This is a genomic window from Neomegalonema perideroedes DSM 15528 (genome assembly GCF_000374145.1).
Classification (GTDB): Bacteria; Pseudomonadota; Alphaproteobacteria; order Rhodobacterales; family Rhodobacteraceae; genus Neomegalonema; species Neomegalonema perideroedes.
This window is the reverse complement of sequence record NZ_KB893668.1, coordinates 14,749-30,848: the sequence shown is the minus strand read 5'-3', so window position 1 is coordinate 30,848 and position 16,100 is coordinate 14,749. Positions and strand designations below refer to the sequence as shown.

The 16,100-nt window shown below is 64.9% G+C and carries 19 protein-coding genes; 6 read left to right on the top strand and 13 right to left on the bottom strand.

Annotated features, from left to right (window positions below):
• Nucleotides 1-54: 54 nt before the first annotated feature.
• From B161_RS0115810 to B161_RS19700, 5 genes are all read left to right on the top strand, one after another.
• Nucleotides 55-330, top strand: coding sequence for a type II toxin-antitoxin system RelB/DinJ family antitoxin (locus B161_RS0115810; RefSeq protein WP_018634422.1), 276 nt, complete (start codon nucleotides 55-57; stop codon nucleotides 328-330).
• Entirely contained in the window at nucleotides 305-622 is a 318-nt protein-coding gene (locus tag B161_RS0115805) for a type II toxin-antitoxin system YafQ family toxin (RefSeq protein WP_018634421.1), read from the top strand. Before B161_RS0115810 ends, B161_RS0115805 begins: the two co-directional genes overlap by 26 nt.
• Nucleotides 623-786: 164 nt before the next feature.
• Complete coding sequence (locus B161_RS0115800; protein WP_018634420.1) at nucleotides 787-1,392, top strand: recombinase family protein; 606 nt, start codon at nucleotides 787-789, stop codon at nucleotides 1,390-1,392.
• A gap of 73 nt (nucleotides 1,393-1,465) precedes the next feature.
• A complete protein-coding gene (locus B161_RS0115795) occupies nucleotides 1,466-2,104 on the top strand; it encodes an AAA family ATPase (RefSeq protein WP_018634419.1) in 639 nt (212 codons plus the stop codon).
• Nucleotides 2,105-2,153: 49 nt separating this feature from the next.
• Nucleotides 2,154-2,384: a hypothetical protein gene (locus tag B161_RS19700; protein ID WP_018634418.1), complete on the top strand. Its 231-nt coding sequence runs from the start codon at nucleotides 2,154-2,156 to the stop codon at nucleotides 2,382-2,384.
• A gap of 523 nt (nucleotides 2,385-2,907) precedes the next feature.
• On the opposite strand, the gene B161_RS0115780 is transcribed toward B161_RS19700, so the two are convergent.
• Complete coding sequence (locus B161_RS0115780) at nucleotides 2,908-3,135, bottom strand: hypothetical protein (RefSeq protein ID WP_205619279.1); 228 nt, start codon at nucleotides 3,133-3,135, stop codon at nucleotides 2,908-2,910.
• 49 nt (nucleotides 3,136-3,184) lie between these two features.
• Nucleotides 3,185-4,360 (bottom strand): N-acetylmuramidase domain-containing protein, encoded by a 1,176-nt coding sequence (locus B161_RS0115775; RefSeq protein ID WP_169338285.1) that lies wholly within the window; start codon nucleotides 4,358-4,360, stop codon nucleotides 3,185-3,187.
• Nucleotides 4,361-4,524: 164 nt separating this feature from the next.
• On the opposite strand from B161_RS0115775, the gene B161_RS19055 reads away from it, so the two are divergent.
• Entirely contained in the window at nucleotides 4,525-5,892 is a 1,368-nt protein-coding gene (locus tag B161_RS19055) for a hypothetical protein (RefSeq protein WP_018634414.1), read from the top strand.
• A 226-nt stretch (nucleotides 5,893-6,118) separates the two neighbouring features.
• On the opposite strand, the gene B161_RS0115755 is transcribed toward B161_RS19055, so the two are convergent.
• From B161_RS0115755 to B161_RS0115700, 11 genes are all read right to left on the bottom strand, one after another.
• Entirely contained in the window at nucleotides 6,119-6,748 is a 630-nt protein-coding gene (locus B161_RS0115755) for a DUF2460 domain-containing protein (RefSeq protein ID WP_018634412.1), read from the bottom strand.
• Nucleotides 6,732-7,154 (bottom strand): hypothetical protein, encoded by a 423-nt coding sequence (locus B161_RS0115750; RefSeq protein ID WP_018634411.1) that lies wholly within the window; start codon nucleotides 7,152-7,154, stop codon nucleotides 6,732-6,734. Before B161_RS0115750 ends, B161_RS0115755 begins: the two co-directional genes overlap by 17 nt.
• Entirely contained in the window at nucleotides 7,154-11,686 is a 4,533-nt protein-coding gene (locus B161_RS0115745) for a phage tail tape measure protein (protein ID WP_018634410.1), read from the bottom strand. Before B161_RS0115745 ends, B161_RS0115750 begins: the two co-directional genes overlap by 1 nt.
• Before the next feature lie 156 nt (nucleotides 11,687-11,842).
• Complete coding sequence (locus tag B161_RS20360) at nucleotides 11,843-12,229, bottom strand: gene transfer agent family protein (RefSeq protein WP_018634408.1); 387 nt, start codon at nucleotides 12,227-12,229, stop codon at nucleotides 11,843-11,845.
• A gap of 24 nt (nucleotides 12,230-12,253) precedes the next feature.
• Nucleotides 12,254-12,712, bottom strand: a complete 459-nt coding sequence (locus tag B161_RS0115730; protein WP_157755680.1) for a phage tail tube protein — start codon at nucleotides 12,710-12,712, stop codon at nucleotides 12,254-12,256.
• Nucleotides 12,713-13,174, bottom strand: coding sequence for a DUF3168 domain-containing protein (locus tag B161_RS0115725; RefSeq protein ID WP_083923008.1), 462 nt, complete (start codon nucleotides 13,172-13,174; stop codon nucleotides 12,713-12,715).
• Nucleotides 13,131-13,586 (bottom strand): HK97-gp10 family putative phage morphogenesis protein, encoded by a 456-nt coding sequence (locus B161_RS18350; protein ID WP_018634405.1) that lies wholly within the window; start codon nucleotides 13,584-13,586, stop codon nucleotides 13,131-13,133. Before B161_RS18350 ends, B161_RS0115725 begins: the two co-directional genes overlap by 44 nt.
• Entirely contained in the window at nucleotides 13,583-13,993 is a 411-nt protein-coding gene (locus B161_RS0115715; protein ID WP_018634404.1) for a head-tail adaptor protein, read from the bottom strand. The genes B161_RS18350 and B161_RS0115715 overlap by 4 nt, the downstream gene beginning before the upstream one ends.
• Nucleotides 13,990-14,544 carry a head-tail connector protein gene (locus B161_RS0115710; protein ID WP_018634403.1) on the bottom strand — a complete coding sequence of 185 codons (555 nt, stop codon included), beginning with the start codon at nucleotides 14,542-14,544 and terminating at the stop codon, nucleotides 13,990-13,992. Before B161_RS0115710 ends, B161_RS0115715 begins: the two co-directional genes overlap by 4 nt.
• 4 nt (nucleotides 14,545-14,548) lie before the next feature.
• Nucleotides 14,549-14,743, bottom strand: coding sequence for a hypothetical protein (locus tag B161_RS19695; protein ID WP_018634402.1), 195 nt, complete (start codon nucleotides 14,741-14,743; stop codon nucleotides 14,549-14,551).
• Between the two features lie 31 nt (nucleotides 14,744-14,774).
• Nucleotides 14,775-16,091 (bottom strand): phage major capsid protein, encoded by a 1,317-nt coding sequence (locus B161_RS0115700; RefSeq protein WP_018634401.1) that lies wholly within the window; start codon nucleotides 16,089-16,091, stop codon nucleotides 14,775-14,777.
• Nucleotides 16,092-16,100 lie beyond the last annotated feature (9 nt).

Genomic DNA, 16,100 nt, shown 5'->3' with positions numbered 1-16,100 from the left:
CTCATTTGGGCTACATTTCCTGTAGCCTAATCAAGTGCCAATGGGAGGCCGACTATGACCGCGAACGCCTTTGTCCGGGTTCGAATTGAGGAGGATCTGCGCGATGACGCGGCCGCCGTCCTGAAGGAACTGGGCCTCACCGTTTCCGACGTGATGCGGATGACCCTGACCCGCATCGCCCGCGAGAAGGCCATCCCCTTCGAACTCACCACCCCCAACGCCAAGACCCGCGCCGCCCTCGAAGAGGCCGAGGCGATCCGCGCGGCCCGCAAGGGTCGTTTCGCCTCCGCGCAGGATCTGTTTGATGACCTCGAAAAAGACCGCCGCTGAAAAGCGGACGAACCTCCCGCGCGTCTCCGATTATACGAAGGAGTTTAAAAGAGATTGGGAAAGGCTCTCACGCTCCGGGCGCTATGACATGAAGAGGCTGAAGGAGGCCATGCTCCTCCTCATCTCGAACGAAGCTCCTCTTTCAGCCGAATGGTTGGATCATCCCCTGAAGGGCGATTGGAAGAACGCCAGAGAATGTCACATCGGCGGGGATTTCCTTCTGATCTATCGGATCGACAACGAGTCCATACAATTCGCCAGGGCAGGCACGCACGCCGAATTGTTTGAGTGAAGACGCTCAGGGGCGGCGCGTCACATAATGGACGCGCCGCCCCCTTTGTGTGATTTTGATTGCGCGTTGATTTATGCTGTCGCGGATCGCCGCCAAGGCCTCGAAAACCCCTCCCCTCCCCTCTGGCGGCTCAAATGGTCGTTTGTGGTTTCTCGGAGAGCGTCATGCGCATAGGCTACGCCAGAGTTTCGACGGCCGAGCAAAGCCTCGACCTTCAGCGCGACGCGCTCCAGGCGGCGGGCGTCGCGCCCGATCAAGTTTATGAAGATCGAGCGAGCGGCGCGGCCGAGGCCCGGCCCGGACTGGAGGCGTGCTTACGCGCCCTGCGCTCCGGCGATGAATTGGTTATTTGGCGTCTCGACCGCCTCGGCCGCAACCTGTCGCACCTGATCGAGACGGCCGAGGCTCTGGCGGCGCGTGGCGTGGTGTTGCGCGTTCTGACCGGCGCGGGCGCGGGCCTCGACCCCTCGACCCCTGAAGGGCGCTTGATGCTCCGCCTCTTCGCCATGCTCGCCGAATTCGAGCGGGAGATCCTCCGCGAGCGCACCCGCGCAGGATTGGCCGCCGCTCGAGCTCGAGGCCGCAAGGGCGGCCGTCGCTTCGCGCTCACGGCGGCGCAAGTCCGCCTCGCCGCCGCCGCCATGAAATCCAAAGAAACGGAGCCTGACGAACTGGCGAAGACGCTCGGCGTCTCACGCGGAACGCTCTATCGCTATGTGTCGCCGGACGGCGAATTGCGAGACTATGGCCGCCGCGTCTTGAAAATATGAGGCATGTTGTTTGCATGTAATAATCATGCTAGAAGCATGATTGATTCATGTCTCTAGCATGGGAAAACCTGTCATGATCATAGCCGTCGCCCATACGAAAGGCGGCGTTGGGAAAACCACCATCGCCTTGAATCTCGCCATAGAGAGGGCGAGAGCGGGCCGCGATGTGTGGTTGATCGATGCCGACCGGCAAGGAACCGCGCAAGCCGCCATCGCCCAACGCGCCGCCGATGATCTCTCCCCTCCCCTCGCCTGCTCTCAATTCACCACGGCCGCCACGCTTCGCGATCAGCTCCGCCTCCAAGGCCCGAAATTCGATGATGTTGTGATCGATGTTGGCGGCCGAGACGGCGAGGCTCTCCGCGCCGCCTTGGTTCTGGCGGATGTTGTCTTGACTCCCTTCGCCCCTAGAACCTTCGACGTTTGGGCGCTCGAAGACATTGCCGCCTTGATCAAGGAGGCCGAAGCCTACAGGGCCGAGCCGATTAAGGCCTTCGCCGTGATCAATCAGGCGGATTCAAGAGGCGGCGACAATGAGGCCGCCGCAGCCGCCGTGGTCGAGCCTTTCAAGCTGATCTCTCCAGGCATAGGGCGGCGCAAGTCCATAGCCGACGCGGCGGGCGGCGGGAGATCAGCCGCCGAGGCCGTCCGGCGCGATCCTAAATCCGTGGCGGAGATCGAGGCCCTTGTTTCTCAGGTTTTCAGCATGTGATAATCATGTATTTTGAATGTAATAATAATGTATATATCAGGTGTACATCATGACAATCCGCAAGAAGCTCTCCCCCGCCCTCTCTCCCGCGCCTGATCCCTCCGCCTTCATCTCCGCCGCGCCAGACGCCGCCAAGCCGAAGGCGGCCGCGAAAGCGAAAGTTGAACTTTTCCTTGATCAGGCGGACCTCGCCAGACTGGACGCAGTAGCTGCCCGCACCGGCGAGAAGCGCGCGAGCTTTATACGGCGCGTTGTGCTTGAGCGCCTGAACGCCGAGTGATCAGAACGCCGAAAACCGGCGCGACCATAAAGGCCGCGCCGGTTGCTTAAGAAGATCGCGCCGAGCAAATCCGCGCCTGATCGCGCATGGCTCCCCAATCCGCCACGGCGGCGCGGAGCGATTCCGAATGGCGCGGCTCGAGCTGCTCTCGCGCCGCCTCGAGCGCCTCGATCAGTTCAAGGCGGCGTCGCTCCGTCAGAGCCTCGACCGGCGGGCAGGCTGTCACGAAGCGCGTCAGGATTGGCGAAGAATGACCCCTCCCGCAGCCGGTCAGGAACAAGGCCAGGATCAGGGCGCACGCCCCGCATATGATTCTCGATTTCACGGCGCGACCTTTCCGCCTGAGCTTCCGCGAGCGCTTCTTTCGTCCGCCAAGTCAGCTCGCAAATTTCCCGCGAGCGAGCTGCGGCCGCTTTCGCCTCCCCCGCCGCCGTCCAGTCCCGCGCGCCCCATGCGATCGAGGCCGCCAGAGGCGCGGCGAGCCATGGCGCGAAGGACCGAAGCAAGCTCCAAAGCGCGGCGATCATCGGAAGCTCCGGCGAAGCCCGGCGACGATCAGCGGCTTGAAGACCGTCAGAAGCCCCGCGAGGATCGCGACGATCATGGAGAGGGCCGGAAGCGTGACCGCATATCCGAAGGCGTGAAATAGCGAAGCCTCCGCCAGCCGCGGCACTTGCTCGGCCGCCATGCCGCCCGCCGCCGCCGCTCCGCTTGTCGCCGCCATGGCCTTCGTCGTCAAAAGCGCGCTCAATCGATCGATCCAATCTAATTTCTGATCCAAGCTCGACTCCCCCAAGTCGCTAGAGAAGCCGCCCCGCAAGGCGGCGGGCGCGTGGCGCCACATGAGGCCAGAGCACGACGGATGCGATCAGAAGGATCGCCCATTGCTCCGGCGAAAGGTTTGAAAGCGCGGCCCAGATCCGCACGGCGATCTCGCCGAGATCGAGCCGGAGGCGATCCGCCCATGCGGCGGCCTCTTCGCGGAACGTCGCTAGGGCGGCGAGGATCGCGCCGATCTTCCCGCGATGCCTCATGGCTCGGTCGAGCTCGAGATCGACCCGCCTTGGTGGCTCTTCGACCGCCTCCATAAACCCGGCGCGCTCGAGCGCGGCCCAAGTCAAGGCCCCCACCACACCATCGGACCGGAGCCCTTTGGCGGACTGGAGGCGACGCACGGCGGCTTCCGTTTTCGGCCCGAAGATTCCATCCGCCGCGACGCTGTATCCTGCGGCTTCGAGATCCTTTTGGAGCTGCTCAACATCTTCGCCGCTATGGCCGAGGCGCAGGATTCGCGCGGCGGCCTTCCCGGAGATCCGGGCATATGCGGCGGAGAGCTTCAGGTGATAGCCGAGCCGCGCATATGACGGGCCGTTGTAGATCTCGGAGACGTCCGGAATGGAGAGCGCGCGCAACGGCCCGCCCATGCCGGTGGCCTCGGCGTAACGCCTCATGGCCGAGATCTGCTCTTCCCATCCGCCTTCGAGGAACGCGGCGCGCATGGCCTGCGCCGAGGCGTAGCCGAGCGCCTGCGCATGGTGTCCCATGATCTGCGCCGCGCCATGGCTCGAGGCCGCCTCGGCCGCCTCCGGATCGATCCGCGCGGCCCCGGCGTGGCTCGCCGCCCCGCCGCCGGTGATCCGCCGGAAGACATGCGGTTCGAACCGGCGAGCGCTCAAGCGCGCGGATTCATCCCGGATGGATCCGCTCTCGACCTCGAGGATCGCGGCGAGAATGGCCGCCTCGCATTTCAGGGATGCGGCGGCTTCCTCCAGAGCGGCCAGCGCCGCCGGAGGCAGGTTTGTTTTCAGGGTCAAAGTGGTTGCCTCGGCGATATGCGTTTGACCCGGTTTCACGGCCGCAAGGCGGATCAACCCTCTATAGTCGATAGAGGGATGGAAACAGGGACAAGGGAGGGGAAGGGAGGGACGCCCCGCAACAGGGTTAAATTCAGCTTGTGCGAGAGTCGCCGGAGGCATATCGTCAGGCGCGATGCGGAGGAATTGAGCCTCCTCCGCATCGCTTCACATAACCCGACTTACAGGAGTCAGGCCATGCGCAAGACGCATTTAAGCCCCGCGACGGGGCGAGTCCATCCTATCCATAAACAGGCCTGCCAGCCCTCGGCGATCGGGGGCGGACAATGACGCCCGCCGCCGCCGCCGAAGTCCGGCGCAAGGTCGAAGAGGCGGACGCGAAAGCCGCCGATCGGCAAGTGCGCGAGGCGAGCCGCTGGACGGGTTTCATCGGCCCGCTGACGTGGTTCTTGCTTCTCATCAACAGCTATTTCGCCGCCCGCGCGATGTTCTATTTCGCGGATCTCGGCGGCGCTTCCGTTGTCGGAGGGGAGGCCCTCCTTGGAACCGGCGACCGCGTTTTCATGGTGCTGACCGCCGCGAGCCTGATCTTTGCGGCGCATGTGCTCGCCGTCCGCCTCGCCATGCTGACCGGCCTCGCAAAACTGTCTGGCCTTGTGATCCTCGCGGGCCTTGCCCTCTATTCGATCATCACCAGCACGCTTTGCATAATGCTCATGATGCAAGGCGGAGTCGAAGCGGACGCCCTCAAAACTGATGCTTACCAGCTCGCCAAGACCCAAGCCGAAGCGGCCTCCGCGCGCGCCTCGAGCGCGGCTCGCAGCGTCACAGAAGGGGAGGGGAGAGTGAGAGAGGCCGAGGCGGCCTTGAGCGCGTGGCGCGCGCAAGTCGCCGCGACCTGGGAGGCCGGTTCGGCGGCCTATAACCGGCGTCAGGATCCAAGCCACCCCGAGCACGCCGGATTGGTTTCGGCGATCGAGCGCGCCCGTTACGACCTCAGCCAAAGCCAAGCCGCCGAAGCCGCCGCGACCTCGGCCGCGCCTCAAGCTCTCGCGAGCATGGAGCGCGCCAAAACCGAAGGCGGCGGCGCGACCTCGGCCGTTATGGCGTCCGTGGCGCGAGTTTTCGGGACGGACACTGAAGGATTCATTTTCGGGTTTAGCGTGTTCGTGAATATCCTTATGGAGCTCGCGCGACTCTTCTTGGCCTTTGTGACCGGCCGAGGCATTGCCGATGCGCTCAAGCGCGCGGATCAGAGCGGCGGCGGTTCGCCGATCGTGATCCGCGAACGCCCGGCCCTGCGCCCTGTGCCAGATCCGGCCCCGGTTGAACCGGTCGCCGAGCGGCGTGGCCGAGCCATGCCCTTTGCGAAGTCGCGTGACGACTGGAGCCTGTCCGCCGTTCCAAAGGAAGATCCAGCCCAAGAGGAGCCTGCCGAAGGAGAAGGGCAGGGGGGAGAGCGCTACGGCCTCCCGCCGCATCGCCGCGCCGCCAGCTATCAGCAGGCTATTGAGAAGGCTAGACAAGCTATCAAATCCGGCGATCTCAAGACGGGCGGCCTCTCCGCCATCCGCAAGGCGACCGGAGTTTCTGATCAGGTCGCGGGCCGGATCCAGCTCGACCTTGAAGCCGAAGGCCTCTTGATCCGGAACGGCGCTCGCCTGACCCCGAATCCGGCGGCGCGCGCCGCCTAAAACCGATTCCTCTCACATCGCGGGTGGTCGTGACGGTAGCTTGAGAATCATCGCAATATTTTGATTTTGGGTGATTTTTATGATCGACCTCTCCACTGCCACCGAGATGATCTCCGCAACGAGCGAGCTGAAAATGGCCCTCCTCATACTTCTGGTGCACAGCCTTGCGAGTTTGCGTCGGAGGCCATGAACGGGCAGGGGGTGCATATGCGCGCCCCCTTATGCCTCAGCCTGCGGCCCGTGGTCGGATCTCGACCACGGGCAAATCTTCGACGGATCCATGCGTGCGGCTCACCAAATGGATCGGAAGATAATCCGTATCGAAGCGCACAGGCACGTCATACAGAAATCCCGCCGTCACGCGCGCGCCCTCCGCCGGAGGCGTGGCGAACGTGAGCAGGCCCGTCGCCGAGACGATCGGTGCAGCTTGAACGCCTTCGACGGCCGCGAGGATCGAGCCCTCGACCGGCTTATAGATCGGCCGAGCATATGAGCCGCCGCCGGAGAGATAGTTCTTCACAAGCTGAAAAGCCCTCGTCTCGCCATCGCCGATCCCCAAGAGCTGATCTGTGGCGACGGGGGCTTTCTTCCGATCGCAGGATTTCCAGTCTGTGAAGTCGCGCCACCGGAAGCCATAGAGCTTCCCGCGCCGCGCCTCGAAGAACTCGACCAGCCTATATAATTCGTCATGCGGTCGGAGACGCAAGGTCGCGTCGAAGCGCCGCCGAGAGCTGCGCCAAGCGGCGGCGCGTTTCTCCCCGCCGCCATGAGCGACGATCCGGGTCAGTCTTTCCGGCGACGCGCTTGAGCCTACGGAAAGGCGCAGGGGGAAAAGAACGTCATGGAAGTCCGTCATCCGCAGCCTCTAAACCGCTGAGATAGTAGGAAAGAAAATCCTGCCCTGCGGGGCTCAGCTCCAGCCTATAGCGATGCGCGGCCTTCGTCTTGCCGAGCTGCTCAAGGTTTGTGAGCCAACCAACTTCAGACAGGATTGGGAGTGTGATGATGCGCAGCGTGTTGTACATGCCTGACACACGCGGCGGCGCGACATGAAGCGCCAGCGCGTTGAGGCTCAGACCGGGGCGCTCCGCTAGAGTCAGCAGCACGGCCAGCGTATCGAGGCGCTCCAGCACCCGCAGCGCCCGCGCGCGATATATCGGTGTGAGGCGCTCCAGGTTGGGGATATGAGCACGCCGCAAGGCGCGCGGCCAATCGCGGAGCGCGCTCAGCAGAGGCGAGGGAGATAACACGTCGAGAGGCATCACAAATTCCTCCTGCCTCGTGCGGCCATGCGCTGCATTGCGGCCGCGATTTGGGTTTCGCTCCGCCGGAAGCCTTGGACGTCCGGAGTGGAGATATAAAAATTATTGGTGGTCGCATGGCGGGTAGGGGAGGCGAAGACCTCTCCAGGCGCGGTTCTGGACGCGGCCGCCCGCGCCTCGACATTCGGAAGGCTTGGCAGAGTTAGGGCGGGCATACGCCCGACGCCGCCGCCCGCCGCGAACGCCGGAAGTTCCGGATGCCGGTTGATCGCCTCCAGAAGAGGGAGATGTTTCCGCACGGCGCGCGCTCTCACGACATATTCGCCGTCAGACAGTCGCGCCAAAATCTGATCGTCCGTTGGGCCCCCAGGGCCGCGCACCTTGCCGCCCTCGGCGAGCTTGAGGCTTCCGGCCACCGCGTTTCCCACAGACGATGATGCGCCGCCGGAGAAGAGATTCCCGGCGATGTTGCCAAGGAAGTTTCCGAGCGGTTGCGTCACGGCCTTCTGAAAGGCGAGCTTGCTCACTTCTAGAATCAGATCGCTGATCGCCGCCCGCGCGTCCTTGGCCTTGAAAACGACGCTCTCCAGGGCTCCGGCCAACCCGGTTCCGCCCGCTTCCGCGATCTCCGCCAGGCCGGATTTCGCAAGCTCGAGCTGGCGCACTTCCTCCGCCACGATCCTTTGAGCTTCGGCCTCGGCTTGCGCCGCCGCCGCCGTGTCGCCTTGAGCGAGGGCGCGATCTCGGATCAAGGCCGCGAGCGCGCCTTGAAGGCCGATCGTATCGCGGATCTTTTCGTTGATCGCTTCTTCGGCCGAGGTTTGCGCCTCGAGCAGCTCAAGCGCGCGCGTGCGCATCTCTCCCTCGGCCTCTGCGGCTAATCGCTTCGCCTCCTCGCCTTGGATCGTCGTTCGGAGCGAGGCGGCGTCCTGACCGCCCGCCGTCGCGCCCTCTGGAATTTCAAGACGCCGCACGCGCTCATCGGCGAGCCGTGCGGCTTCTCGCGCCCTGAGCGTTTCCGGCGACATGCCTATATCGGCCGTCCTCTCCCGCGCCGCCGTCACGCCGCGCCGCGCATCTTCGAGAGCCTCCGAGGCGCGCTTGTCGAGATCCTCTTGCTTCTGTCGCGCCTCGATCGCCTTGCGCGTCCTATCCTCCGCCGCGACGCGCTCTTGAGCCGCTTCGCGGAATCGCGCGGCGGCGTCCTTACTCGCCGCCGCGCCCGCCTTTTCGGCCTCGGCCAAGGCCGCCTCGGCGGCCGCAAGAGCTTCATCGGATTTCCGTTGCAGCTCTTGCGCGGCCGCCCGTTCCTCATATGCCGAGACGCTCTCTCCCGCCGCCGTCTCGAGGGCCTTTTGGCGCTCGAGCTCGCGTTCGGTTCGATCCATCGTATCCGCAAGAGATCGCGCCGCCTCATCGCGGCGCTTCGCCTCGGCGGCGGCTTCTTCGGCCTTCCGCCGTTCCTCAAGCGCGCGCCGCACGGCGGCTTCGCCCTGGACGGCGGCGACGGCGGCCGCGTGCAAGCTTTCGGCTTGTGCGTCGGAGATCGCCACGCCCGCCGCCTTGGCGGCCGTCAGAACTTCTTCCGCGCTTGTCAGGGCTTCGGCGGCCGCGCGCGCCTCATCGATCGATTGGGCCTCGGCGGCGTGCGCGGCGTCGCTTTCTTGCGCAGCGGCGAGCAACCGCCCGGCGGCGGCCGTGCGCGCCTCGATCTCGGCGGCGTAAGCCCGCAGAGTCTCGGCTCCGGCGTCTCGGCGCTTGGCGGCCTCGGCCGCTTCTTCTGCCTTCCGCCGTTCCTCGAGCGCCTGACGCACGGCCGCTTCGGCCTCAACCACGGCGACGGCGGCGGAGCGCACGGCCGCCGCCTGATCTTCCGAGATTGCAACGCCGTTCGCCTTGGCGCGTGCTAGCTCGTCTTCCGCCTCTTTGAGAGCGTCCGCGCGGCTTTTGGCCTCCGCAAGCGCGCGCGTCGTTTGCGCGTGCGCCTCTTCGCCCTCTTGGGCGGCGGAGAGCAGGCGCGCGGAGGCCGCGCGGTTGCCTTCCAAGGCCGCCGTATAAGCAGATAAGGACGCTTCGCCTTGCGCCCGCGCCTCGAGAGCCTTGGCCTCGGCCGCGATCTCTTCGCCGAGGCCGCGCGTGCGATCACGTAAACCATCCCGCAGGGCCTCCGTTCTGATCCGCGCCTCTTCGAGCGTCGCAGCGGCCGCGCGGATCTCCTCCGCTTGCGTCGCCGTCGCCCCCTCTGGGATTCGCGCGTCTTCCATCGCCTTCGCCACGCGGATTCGCGCCTCGGTCGAATAGATCGCGGCCTCGAGCGCCTCCAGTCCGGCCGCGCCGCTCGCCGTCAAAGCTTGCCGCGTCACGGCGTCAAGCTCGGCCATCTCGCGCCCGACGGCCTCGAGCTCGGCGCGCATCCGCGCCAAAACCTGCTCTGGCGTCTCGCCGCCCGACGATCCGCCCTCCGGCTTCGGCGGCAAAACACGCGGCGGCGTTGTCGCCGCTGGAACTTCCGGCACGGGCAGAGGATTCGCGAGGGCGTCGCGCCGAGCCTCGAGCCGCTCGAGCGCCTCCTCAGCCTTTTCGAGAGCGGTATTCGAATCCGAAAACTCTCTCTGGCGTGGGTGCATGTCGCCCCGCGCGCGGGCCTCTCGCGCCACTTGGAGCGCATAGGCGCGGAGGGCGTCCTCTCCGGCCTCCATCGTCTCGCCGATCTTATCGACCTCGGCTTGGAGGATCGCGCGCGTCGCGCTGCTTCCTTCCTCTTTGATCGCGTTCAGCAAGAAATCCAGTTGAGCGCCGATCAGCGCGCGCGCGCCGTCTCCCACGCTGTCGCGCATCTCATCGCGGGATTGCTGCGCGTCAAACAGCTTGTTTTCAGCTTCGTCTAACAGCGCCGCCCGCAGGGCCTCGCGTCCCGCGACTCTCTGGCGGATCGCCTCGAGCTCACGCGCGGCGGTTTCTTGCGCCGCCGTTCCTTCATCGCGCACGGCCGCCGCGTAGGCCTCGGAGGCGCGCTTCAGGTCCTCGCGATCCGTCTTGAGCTGCCCCTCGAGCTCGCGGAGTTTTTCATAAGCGCCGCCGACCTCGAAGGCGGCTTGCTCTATATCCTCGAGCCGCTCGCTCGCGGTTTTCGCCGATCGAGCGAACTCTAAAAACGTGACGCCAGCCAAGGCGATAACAAAGCCGAGCGGGCCGCCGAGAGCGCTCATCGCTATGCCGAGCCGGGCCGTTACGGCGGTTGTCGCGCCTATGTTGCGAGCGAGACTGATCAGAGTCGCGCCCATCGCGATCGCACGGCCCGCCGCGAAATTCAGACCACGCGCCACCAGCACGGCCGCAAGCGCCGTGGCGAGCCGCTCGATCCAAGGATAGATCGTCCCGAAATTCTCGCCGAGAAACTGGACGGCGCTTGTCAGTCGCTCGACCGCCGCCGTCGCCGCCTCGAGCCCGCCTTGATCCGCGGCCGTCAGCAGAAAATCTTCCCAGGCCGCGCGGAGCTCGAGCAAGGCCCCGTTGAATCCTTCCATGCGCGCCTGAGCCTGATCTTGCGCCGAAACGCGCCCGATCGCTTCCGCGAGCCGGTTGATCCCGGCCGCGCCCTGATCGGCCAACGCCGCCGCCGTTCTGATCGCATCATCTCCAAAGATGACTTTCAGAGAGTTGGTTTTGGCTTCCTCGGAGAGCCCGGCGAGAGACGTGCGGAGAGTCTCGGCTATGGCAGGCATGTCCTTGAGATTGCCTTGGGCGTCATAAAAGGACATGCCGAGGCGCTTCATCTCTTCGCCCGCTTCCTTGCTCGCAGGCACAAGGCGAAGAAGGAACGTCCGAAGGGCGGTTCCGGCGTCCGCGCCCGCCGCGAATTGGCTCGCGGTTCCGGCGAGCGCGCGCATCATATCTTCAAAGGAAAGACCGGCCGTCGCCGCCACGCCGCCCGCGTTCGCGATCGCATAGCGGAAATCGTCAAACGTGAATTTCGAGGCGTTGGCGGCTCCGGCGATCTGATCCACGATCCCGCCCATGTCCTTAGCCGAGATTTTGAATTGGCCCATGACATCCGTCGCCAGATCGGCGGCGGCCGAAAGGTCTGCGCCCATAGCGCGCGCCAAGAGGAGCGAGCTTTGCGCCGCGCCGTCCAGAATCTCGCGCACGCTCAAGCCGTTGCGAGCGAGGATTTCAAAGGCGTTGGCGGCTTCGTTCGCCGTCACGCCGAAAGGCGATCGGCCCATCTCGCGCGCGGCGGCGTCAAGAGCGCGCATTTCATCCGCCGAGGCGCTCGCCGCGACCCGCACGCGGATCAAGGCGCCTTCGAAATCCGCCGCCAGAGTGATCGCCTCGCGGCCAATCTGAGCCGCTCCGAAGCTCGCGAAAGCTCCAGCCATGGCGGCTTGAACATTGCGCGACATGGCCCGCGCTCTTTGCTCCATCGCAGCCATCCGCCGAGTCGTGACGCCTTGGGCGCGATTGAGCGCGTTCTCAAATTCTTTCGTGCGCGCTTCGAGCGTGAGCGTCAGGCGCTCGAGATCTTCAGCCATGTCCGATCATCTCCAGCATCTCGAAATAATCATCATCGGAGGGGGGAGGGGCGGCCTCATCCTCATCGGACCCGTGAAGCTCATTCCAAGAGCGGATCAGGAGGCGGAACTCGGACAAAGTGAGATCGTCCGCCTCACGCGGGCCGAGCCCCATTGCTAGAGCGTTCCGATAGATGGTCCCGAATTCGAGGGGCTCCGGCCCCGGTTCGGTTTTTTTTTACCGCCCTTTTCGCCGTCCTCTTCCTCATCTCCGGCTCCGGCGTCAGGCAACAAAGCCCATGCGAGCACGCTCAAGGCGGGCGTGACGCTCTCCAGGAGCGGGCGATCTTCGACATATCGCCGCGTGAGCGTCAGAGCCTCCGGCGGCTTGAGGCCGCCGCCGATCAGCCCGAGCCGCAAGGTTTCGACAAGATCCTCGACTCGCCAATCCCCAGACAAGAGACGGCGGTAAAGCGCATAAGGCCCCACCGCCGTCTTGTCTTGCAATTCGCGAAGCCGTCCGATCGGAAGGGCGAAACGGTGCCGACCGTCTCCCCAATCCATTTCGACATATGGCGACCGCATAGATTAAGCCGCCGTCCAGGCGACCGGCCCGCTCGCCTGAATCGAAACGGACACATCAACAAGGCCGGTGTCGCTCTCCTGTCCGATCTCCAGATCCGTGAGGAGCGCGATCATGGAGAAATAGCCCTTGAGCGTGGTCTTGTCCTTCGAGCGGAGATAGACGCGGATATTCTTGTCTCCGCCCTGAAACCACGTCCACCAATCGTCTTGGTTTTCGCCAGCGAGTTTGCCGGAGCCCGTGACGGCGGCGGAGAGAGCGGTCTTCACTTTCTCGACCCATCCGGCGCTCGGCTCGTAGTCGTCAGGCTCGTCGCCAGGGCAGTCGAAAACCACATCCTCCTGAACCTGCGCCGAGAATTTCAAGCTCTTGGTCGAGAGGGCGCAGGGCGACGTGAAGTTTTCCGTCGCCGCCCCATCGCCCAAGAGGATCAGCATCGTGTTCACAGTTTTAGACCGAGACATTTAGTCCTCCGAAGTTTCAACGCGCGCCTCAAAGACGACGACGCCGTGCCATGTGAGATTGTCAGGATCTCGGAATGTCCGACGCGAGCGCCGCGCCAGACTGGAGAGGGCCGCGCCGGATCCGAGATCAAGATCCGCATCATGCAAGGCCGCCTGGACGGCGGCGCAGATCAGGCGGCATTCGCTCGAGGTCCCGTTGGTGTGGCGGCTCCAAACGTGGATTTCAAAAGCGAGATCATCGCCCTCATATTCGGAGCTGAAGGCCGCGACGCCGCCGCCGTCCGAAATCGTCAAGTAAGGCCAAGCGATCCGAGACGGGACCGATTCATAAACTCGATTCCCGACGAAGGCCGCGACGCGGGGATTCGCTAGGAGCGCCGCTCTCGCCGCGCCCATCAGGGCGAGAGAATGATCTCCTTCACCCGCCACGAACGGCCCTCTTCGCGGCTTCGCGGAGCGCATTGCGCGCTTCACGTTTCAGCTTCGGGCGTTCGGACCTATAGGCCGGATAGAAGAACGGTTGCGCAGGCGTTCCCGGATGCTCGACCCGCCGCCCGAAGACGCCGCCCGCGCCCATGGGCCGCTCGCTCTCGATCACATGCGGGCCGGTTCCGAACTCGACCAAATGGGCGTGAGGCGCGCGCGGCTTTCCGTTGCTCTTGCTGTAATTCACGAAAACACGGGTTGAAGCCGTTCCCTTCTTCGTCTCCCACATGATCGCGTCGCGAAGCTCGCCGGAATCCTTCGGCGCAAGGCGTTTCTGCATGGCGACGATCCGGGCCGCTCCGGCCTCGAGCGTCGTCCTCGAGGCGGCGACCATGCCGCGATTCAGCTTGGCGAACTTCCATTGCAGCCGCTTGAGCTGCTGGCTCATGTCGCAACCCCCTCTTCAAGAGTGAAGGAGAGACGCCTCCGCCGTCCGTCCGGATCGGCGACGCCCCGAAGATTGAAAACCAGCTCGCCAGCCCGAAGACGCCATGTCTCCGGCCGGACGGCCTCTGTGTCCGGATCGAGCAACGCCTCCCCAATCCAACGGCCGCTCCCGACAAGCGCGGCCCCTTGCTCGGCTTCCTGCAACGCCAAGGGTTTGAGCTGCATCCACCGCTCGAAGCGCGCCGTCCAGATATGCGGATCTCCGAGCGGATCGCCGCCAGGCGCAAGGAGAGGATCGGCGGCGAGAGGATCTAGGGGCAGGGCGGGCGGATCTTCGGCGGCGGCCGAGGCCGAGAGCACGCGCTCTTCAAAGATCACGCGCCGGTTATAATCTCCGGCGGAGATCATGAGCGCTCCCTCCCGTCCAGAGCGAAGCCCAGACGCGGCCGCGCATACCGCTCTTTGCGGATCGTCGCGACCAGGCCAAAAGGTACGGGGCTTTGAGAGCCCTCGGCCGTCGCCTCGCGCGATCGGGCGCGATCGGCGGCGAGCATCAAGATCGCGTCGCGCAAAACCGCTCCGGCGGCGTCGCCAGGATCGAGGCCGATCTCGGCCTCGACCTCGAGCTCATCAAACTGGAGGCCGGAGGGCAGGGCAAGCCGCGGCTCATCCCATCCTCCGATCAGCCGCGCGCCCTCGATCTCTGCGCCATCCGCCCGCACGGCGATCAGCTCGCGCACGGGCGCGGCTGGAAACCACCATTGCGATAAGCCCGCCGGAACGGTGAAAGCCGCCCGCCGAGGCGTGAGAGGGCGGCCCGTGCTTTTCTCGACATGCAAGATCGCCGCATCAAGCATGACCTGAAGCACGGCGTCTTCATGCGCATGATCGATCCGAGCGCGCGCCTTGAGCTCGCCGATCGTCACGGCCGCCACGGCGGGCGGAGCGAGTATCCGCATGACGTCAGGTCGCCGCCGCGCCGTCGCCGGCCTTGGTCGCGGAACCTTTGGCCGTCGCGCCCTTGGCGGCCGAGCTCTTCGCTTCGACGAATTCGACATAGCCGCTTTTCCGCAGCGTTTCGGCCGCCGCCTCCGAGAATCCGGCCGTCTCGCCAACATTATAAGGCGGATGCTTTTTGATGAATCGAACTTGCTGCATGGGAATCTCCGAAGATCAGAAAGGGGAAAGATCAGGCGGCGAGCGACCAGCCGACGCCGGTGATCACGGAAATGGCCTCGACATGATCCGGCGCGAGATCATGTTCGGAGATCGCGCGAACCAGCGTGAGATCCCTTTGGAAGGCGGAGACATAATCGCCGCTCCCGTCCACGTATCCGGCCTGATCGCTCATATCGAGCGCGAGACTCAGGGAGTCGCCGATCACGATTTCCCAGAAATCGGCGAAATAAATCTCGGTATGGGTGCCGCCGCCGAGGTTGCCCGGAATATGCGCCGCTTTGTGGATCGGATAGCCGAGCAGCGTGTTGGAGCTGTCGATCTCCGGATAGAGCTTCGCGCCGGAGGCGTTGGTGAGCTCGGCGAGATAAGCGCGCGTGCTCGGCCGCATGAACCAGCCCGGCCGCGTCATGGAGACGCCGCTATCCTCGACCAGCGCGACGGCCTTGCGAATATCCCGCGCGACCGTCCCGGCGTTCGTCGTGGCGTTGGCCGCATAGACATGCGCGGATTTCGCCCAGTAGCGAAGTCCCTTGGGGGCGTCGCCGGTGCCATCATCACGGATGAAGGCCAAATCCTCGCGCAAGCTCATGTGGTGCACAAGCGTATCGCGGACGAAGGCGGCGACGGAGGGCGAGCCCTGACGGATCAGATTATTCGTCAAGGGAATCATGCCGGAGAGCCGTTTGAAGCTCAGATCCACCTTGTCGAATTCGGGCTCGGAAACGAGAATGGCCGAGCCTTCCGCGCCATAAGAGGCGGTCGGCGCGGCGATCTGTCGAGCGCGGCGGATATTTCCGGCAGGCATATCGATGACTCGCGCGCCCGCCTGACGCACCACGGCGCGCGCGGAGAGGAGCCGGATCAGTTCGGCCGAATAGACCTCCGGCACAAGCACGCCGCCCGCCTCCGGCTCGCCTGTGTTGAGCGCCGCCGTCAATTCATTCGCGACGCGAGAAGCCCCGAGTTTGCGCTCGGCGTAGCGCGCCGCCTTTTCAGTGTCGCCGCCAACGGCCGCCAAGGAGAGCACATAAAGCCCGGCCTCCATGCCGAGATCCTCCGGCCTGGACGCATCCGCCGGACGGCGCGGCGCGGGCGCCACTTCGCGCGCCGAGGCCGCCCGCGCGGATTCCGTCTCTTCGGCGCGCGTCACCTGATTATCGAGCTTATTGAAATCGGCGCGCGCGGCGTCGAAACGGCTCTGAGCGGCCGAGATCGCGGTTTGATCCGGCGTCTCGGCGTTCTCGAGAGCCTCGAGCGCATCCGCCTCCGCAGACATGCGGGCGGAAGCTTCGGCGCGATTGCGCCGCAGATCGTTGACATCAGCCATAAGGCTTCC

Coding starts and splice junctions, on each gene's coding strand:
- B161_RS0115810 (WP_018634422.1), top strand. CDS start 55: ATGACCGCGAACGCCTTTGTCCGGGTTCGAATTGAGGAGGATCTGCGC.
- B161_RS0115805 (WP_018634421.1), top strand. CDS start 305: ATGACCTCGAAAAAGACCGCCGCTGAAAAGCGGACGAACCTCCCGCGC.
- B161_RS0115800 (WP_018634420.1), top strand. CDS start 787: ATGCGCATAGGCTACGCCAGAGTTTCGACGGCCGAGCAAAGCCTCGAC.
- B161_RS0115795 (WP_018634419.1), top strand. CDS start 1,466: ATGATCATAGCCGTCGCCCATACGAAAGGCGGCGTTGGGAAAACCACC.
- B161_RS19700 (WP_018634418.1), top strand. CDS start 2,154: ATGACAATCCGCAAGAAGCTCTCCCCCGCCCTCTCTCCCGCGCCTGAT.
- B161_RS0115775 (WP_169338285.1), bottom strand. CDS start 4,360: ATGCCTCCGGCGACTCTCGCACAAGCTGAATTTAACCCTGTTGCGGGG.
- B161_RS19055 (WP_018634414.1), top strand. CDS start 4,525: ATGACGCCCGCCGCCGCCGCCGAAGTCCGGCGCAAGGTCGAAGAGGCG.
- B161_RS0115755 (WP_018634412.1), bottom strand. CDS start 6,748: ATGACGGACTTCCATGACGTTCTTTTCCCCCTGCGCCTTTCCGTAGGC.
- B161_RS0115750 (WP_018634411.1), bottom strand. CDS start 7,154: ATGCCTCTCGACGTGTTATCTCCCTCGCCTCTGCTGAGCGCGCTCCGC.
- B161_RS0115745 (WP_018634410.1), bottom strand. CDS start 11,686: ATGGCTGAAGATCTCGAGCGCCTGACGCTCACGCTCGAAGCGCGCACG.
- B161_RS20360 (WP_018634408.1), bottom strand. CDS start 12,229: ATGGATTGGGGAGACGGTCGGCACCGTTTCGCCCTTCCGATCGGACGG.
- B161_RS0115730 (WP_157755680.1), bottom strand. CDS start 12,712: ATGTCTCGGTCTAAAACTGTGAACACGATGCTGATCCTCTTGGGCGAT.
- B161_RS0115725 (WP_083923008.1), bottom strand. CDS start 13,174: ATGCGCTCCGCGAAGCCGCGAAGAGGGCCGTTCGTGGCGGGTGAAGGA.
- B161_RS18350 (WP_018634405.1), bottom strand. CDS start 13,586: ATGAGCCAGCAGCTCAAGCGGCTGCAATGGAAGTTCGCCAAGCTGAAT.
- B161_RS0115715 (WP_018634404.1), bottom strand. CDS start 13,993: ATGATCTCCGCCGGAGATTATAACCGGCGCGTGATCTTTGAAGAGCGC.
- B161_RS0115710 (WP_018634403.1), bottom strand. CDS start 14,544: ATGCGGATACTCGCTCCGCCCGCCGTGGCGGCCGTGACGATCGGCGAG.
- B161_RS19695 (WP_018634402.1), bottom strand. CDS start 14,743: ATGCAGCAAGTTCGATTCATCAAAAAGCATCCGCCTTATAATGTTGGC.
- B161_RS0115700 (WP_018634401.1), bottom strand. CDS start 16,091: ATGGCTGATGTCAACGATCTGCGGCGCAATCGCGCCGAAGCTTCCGCC.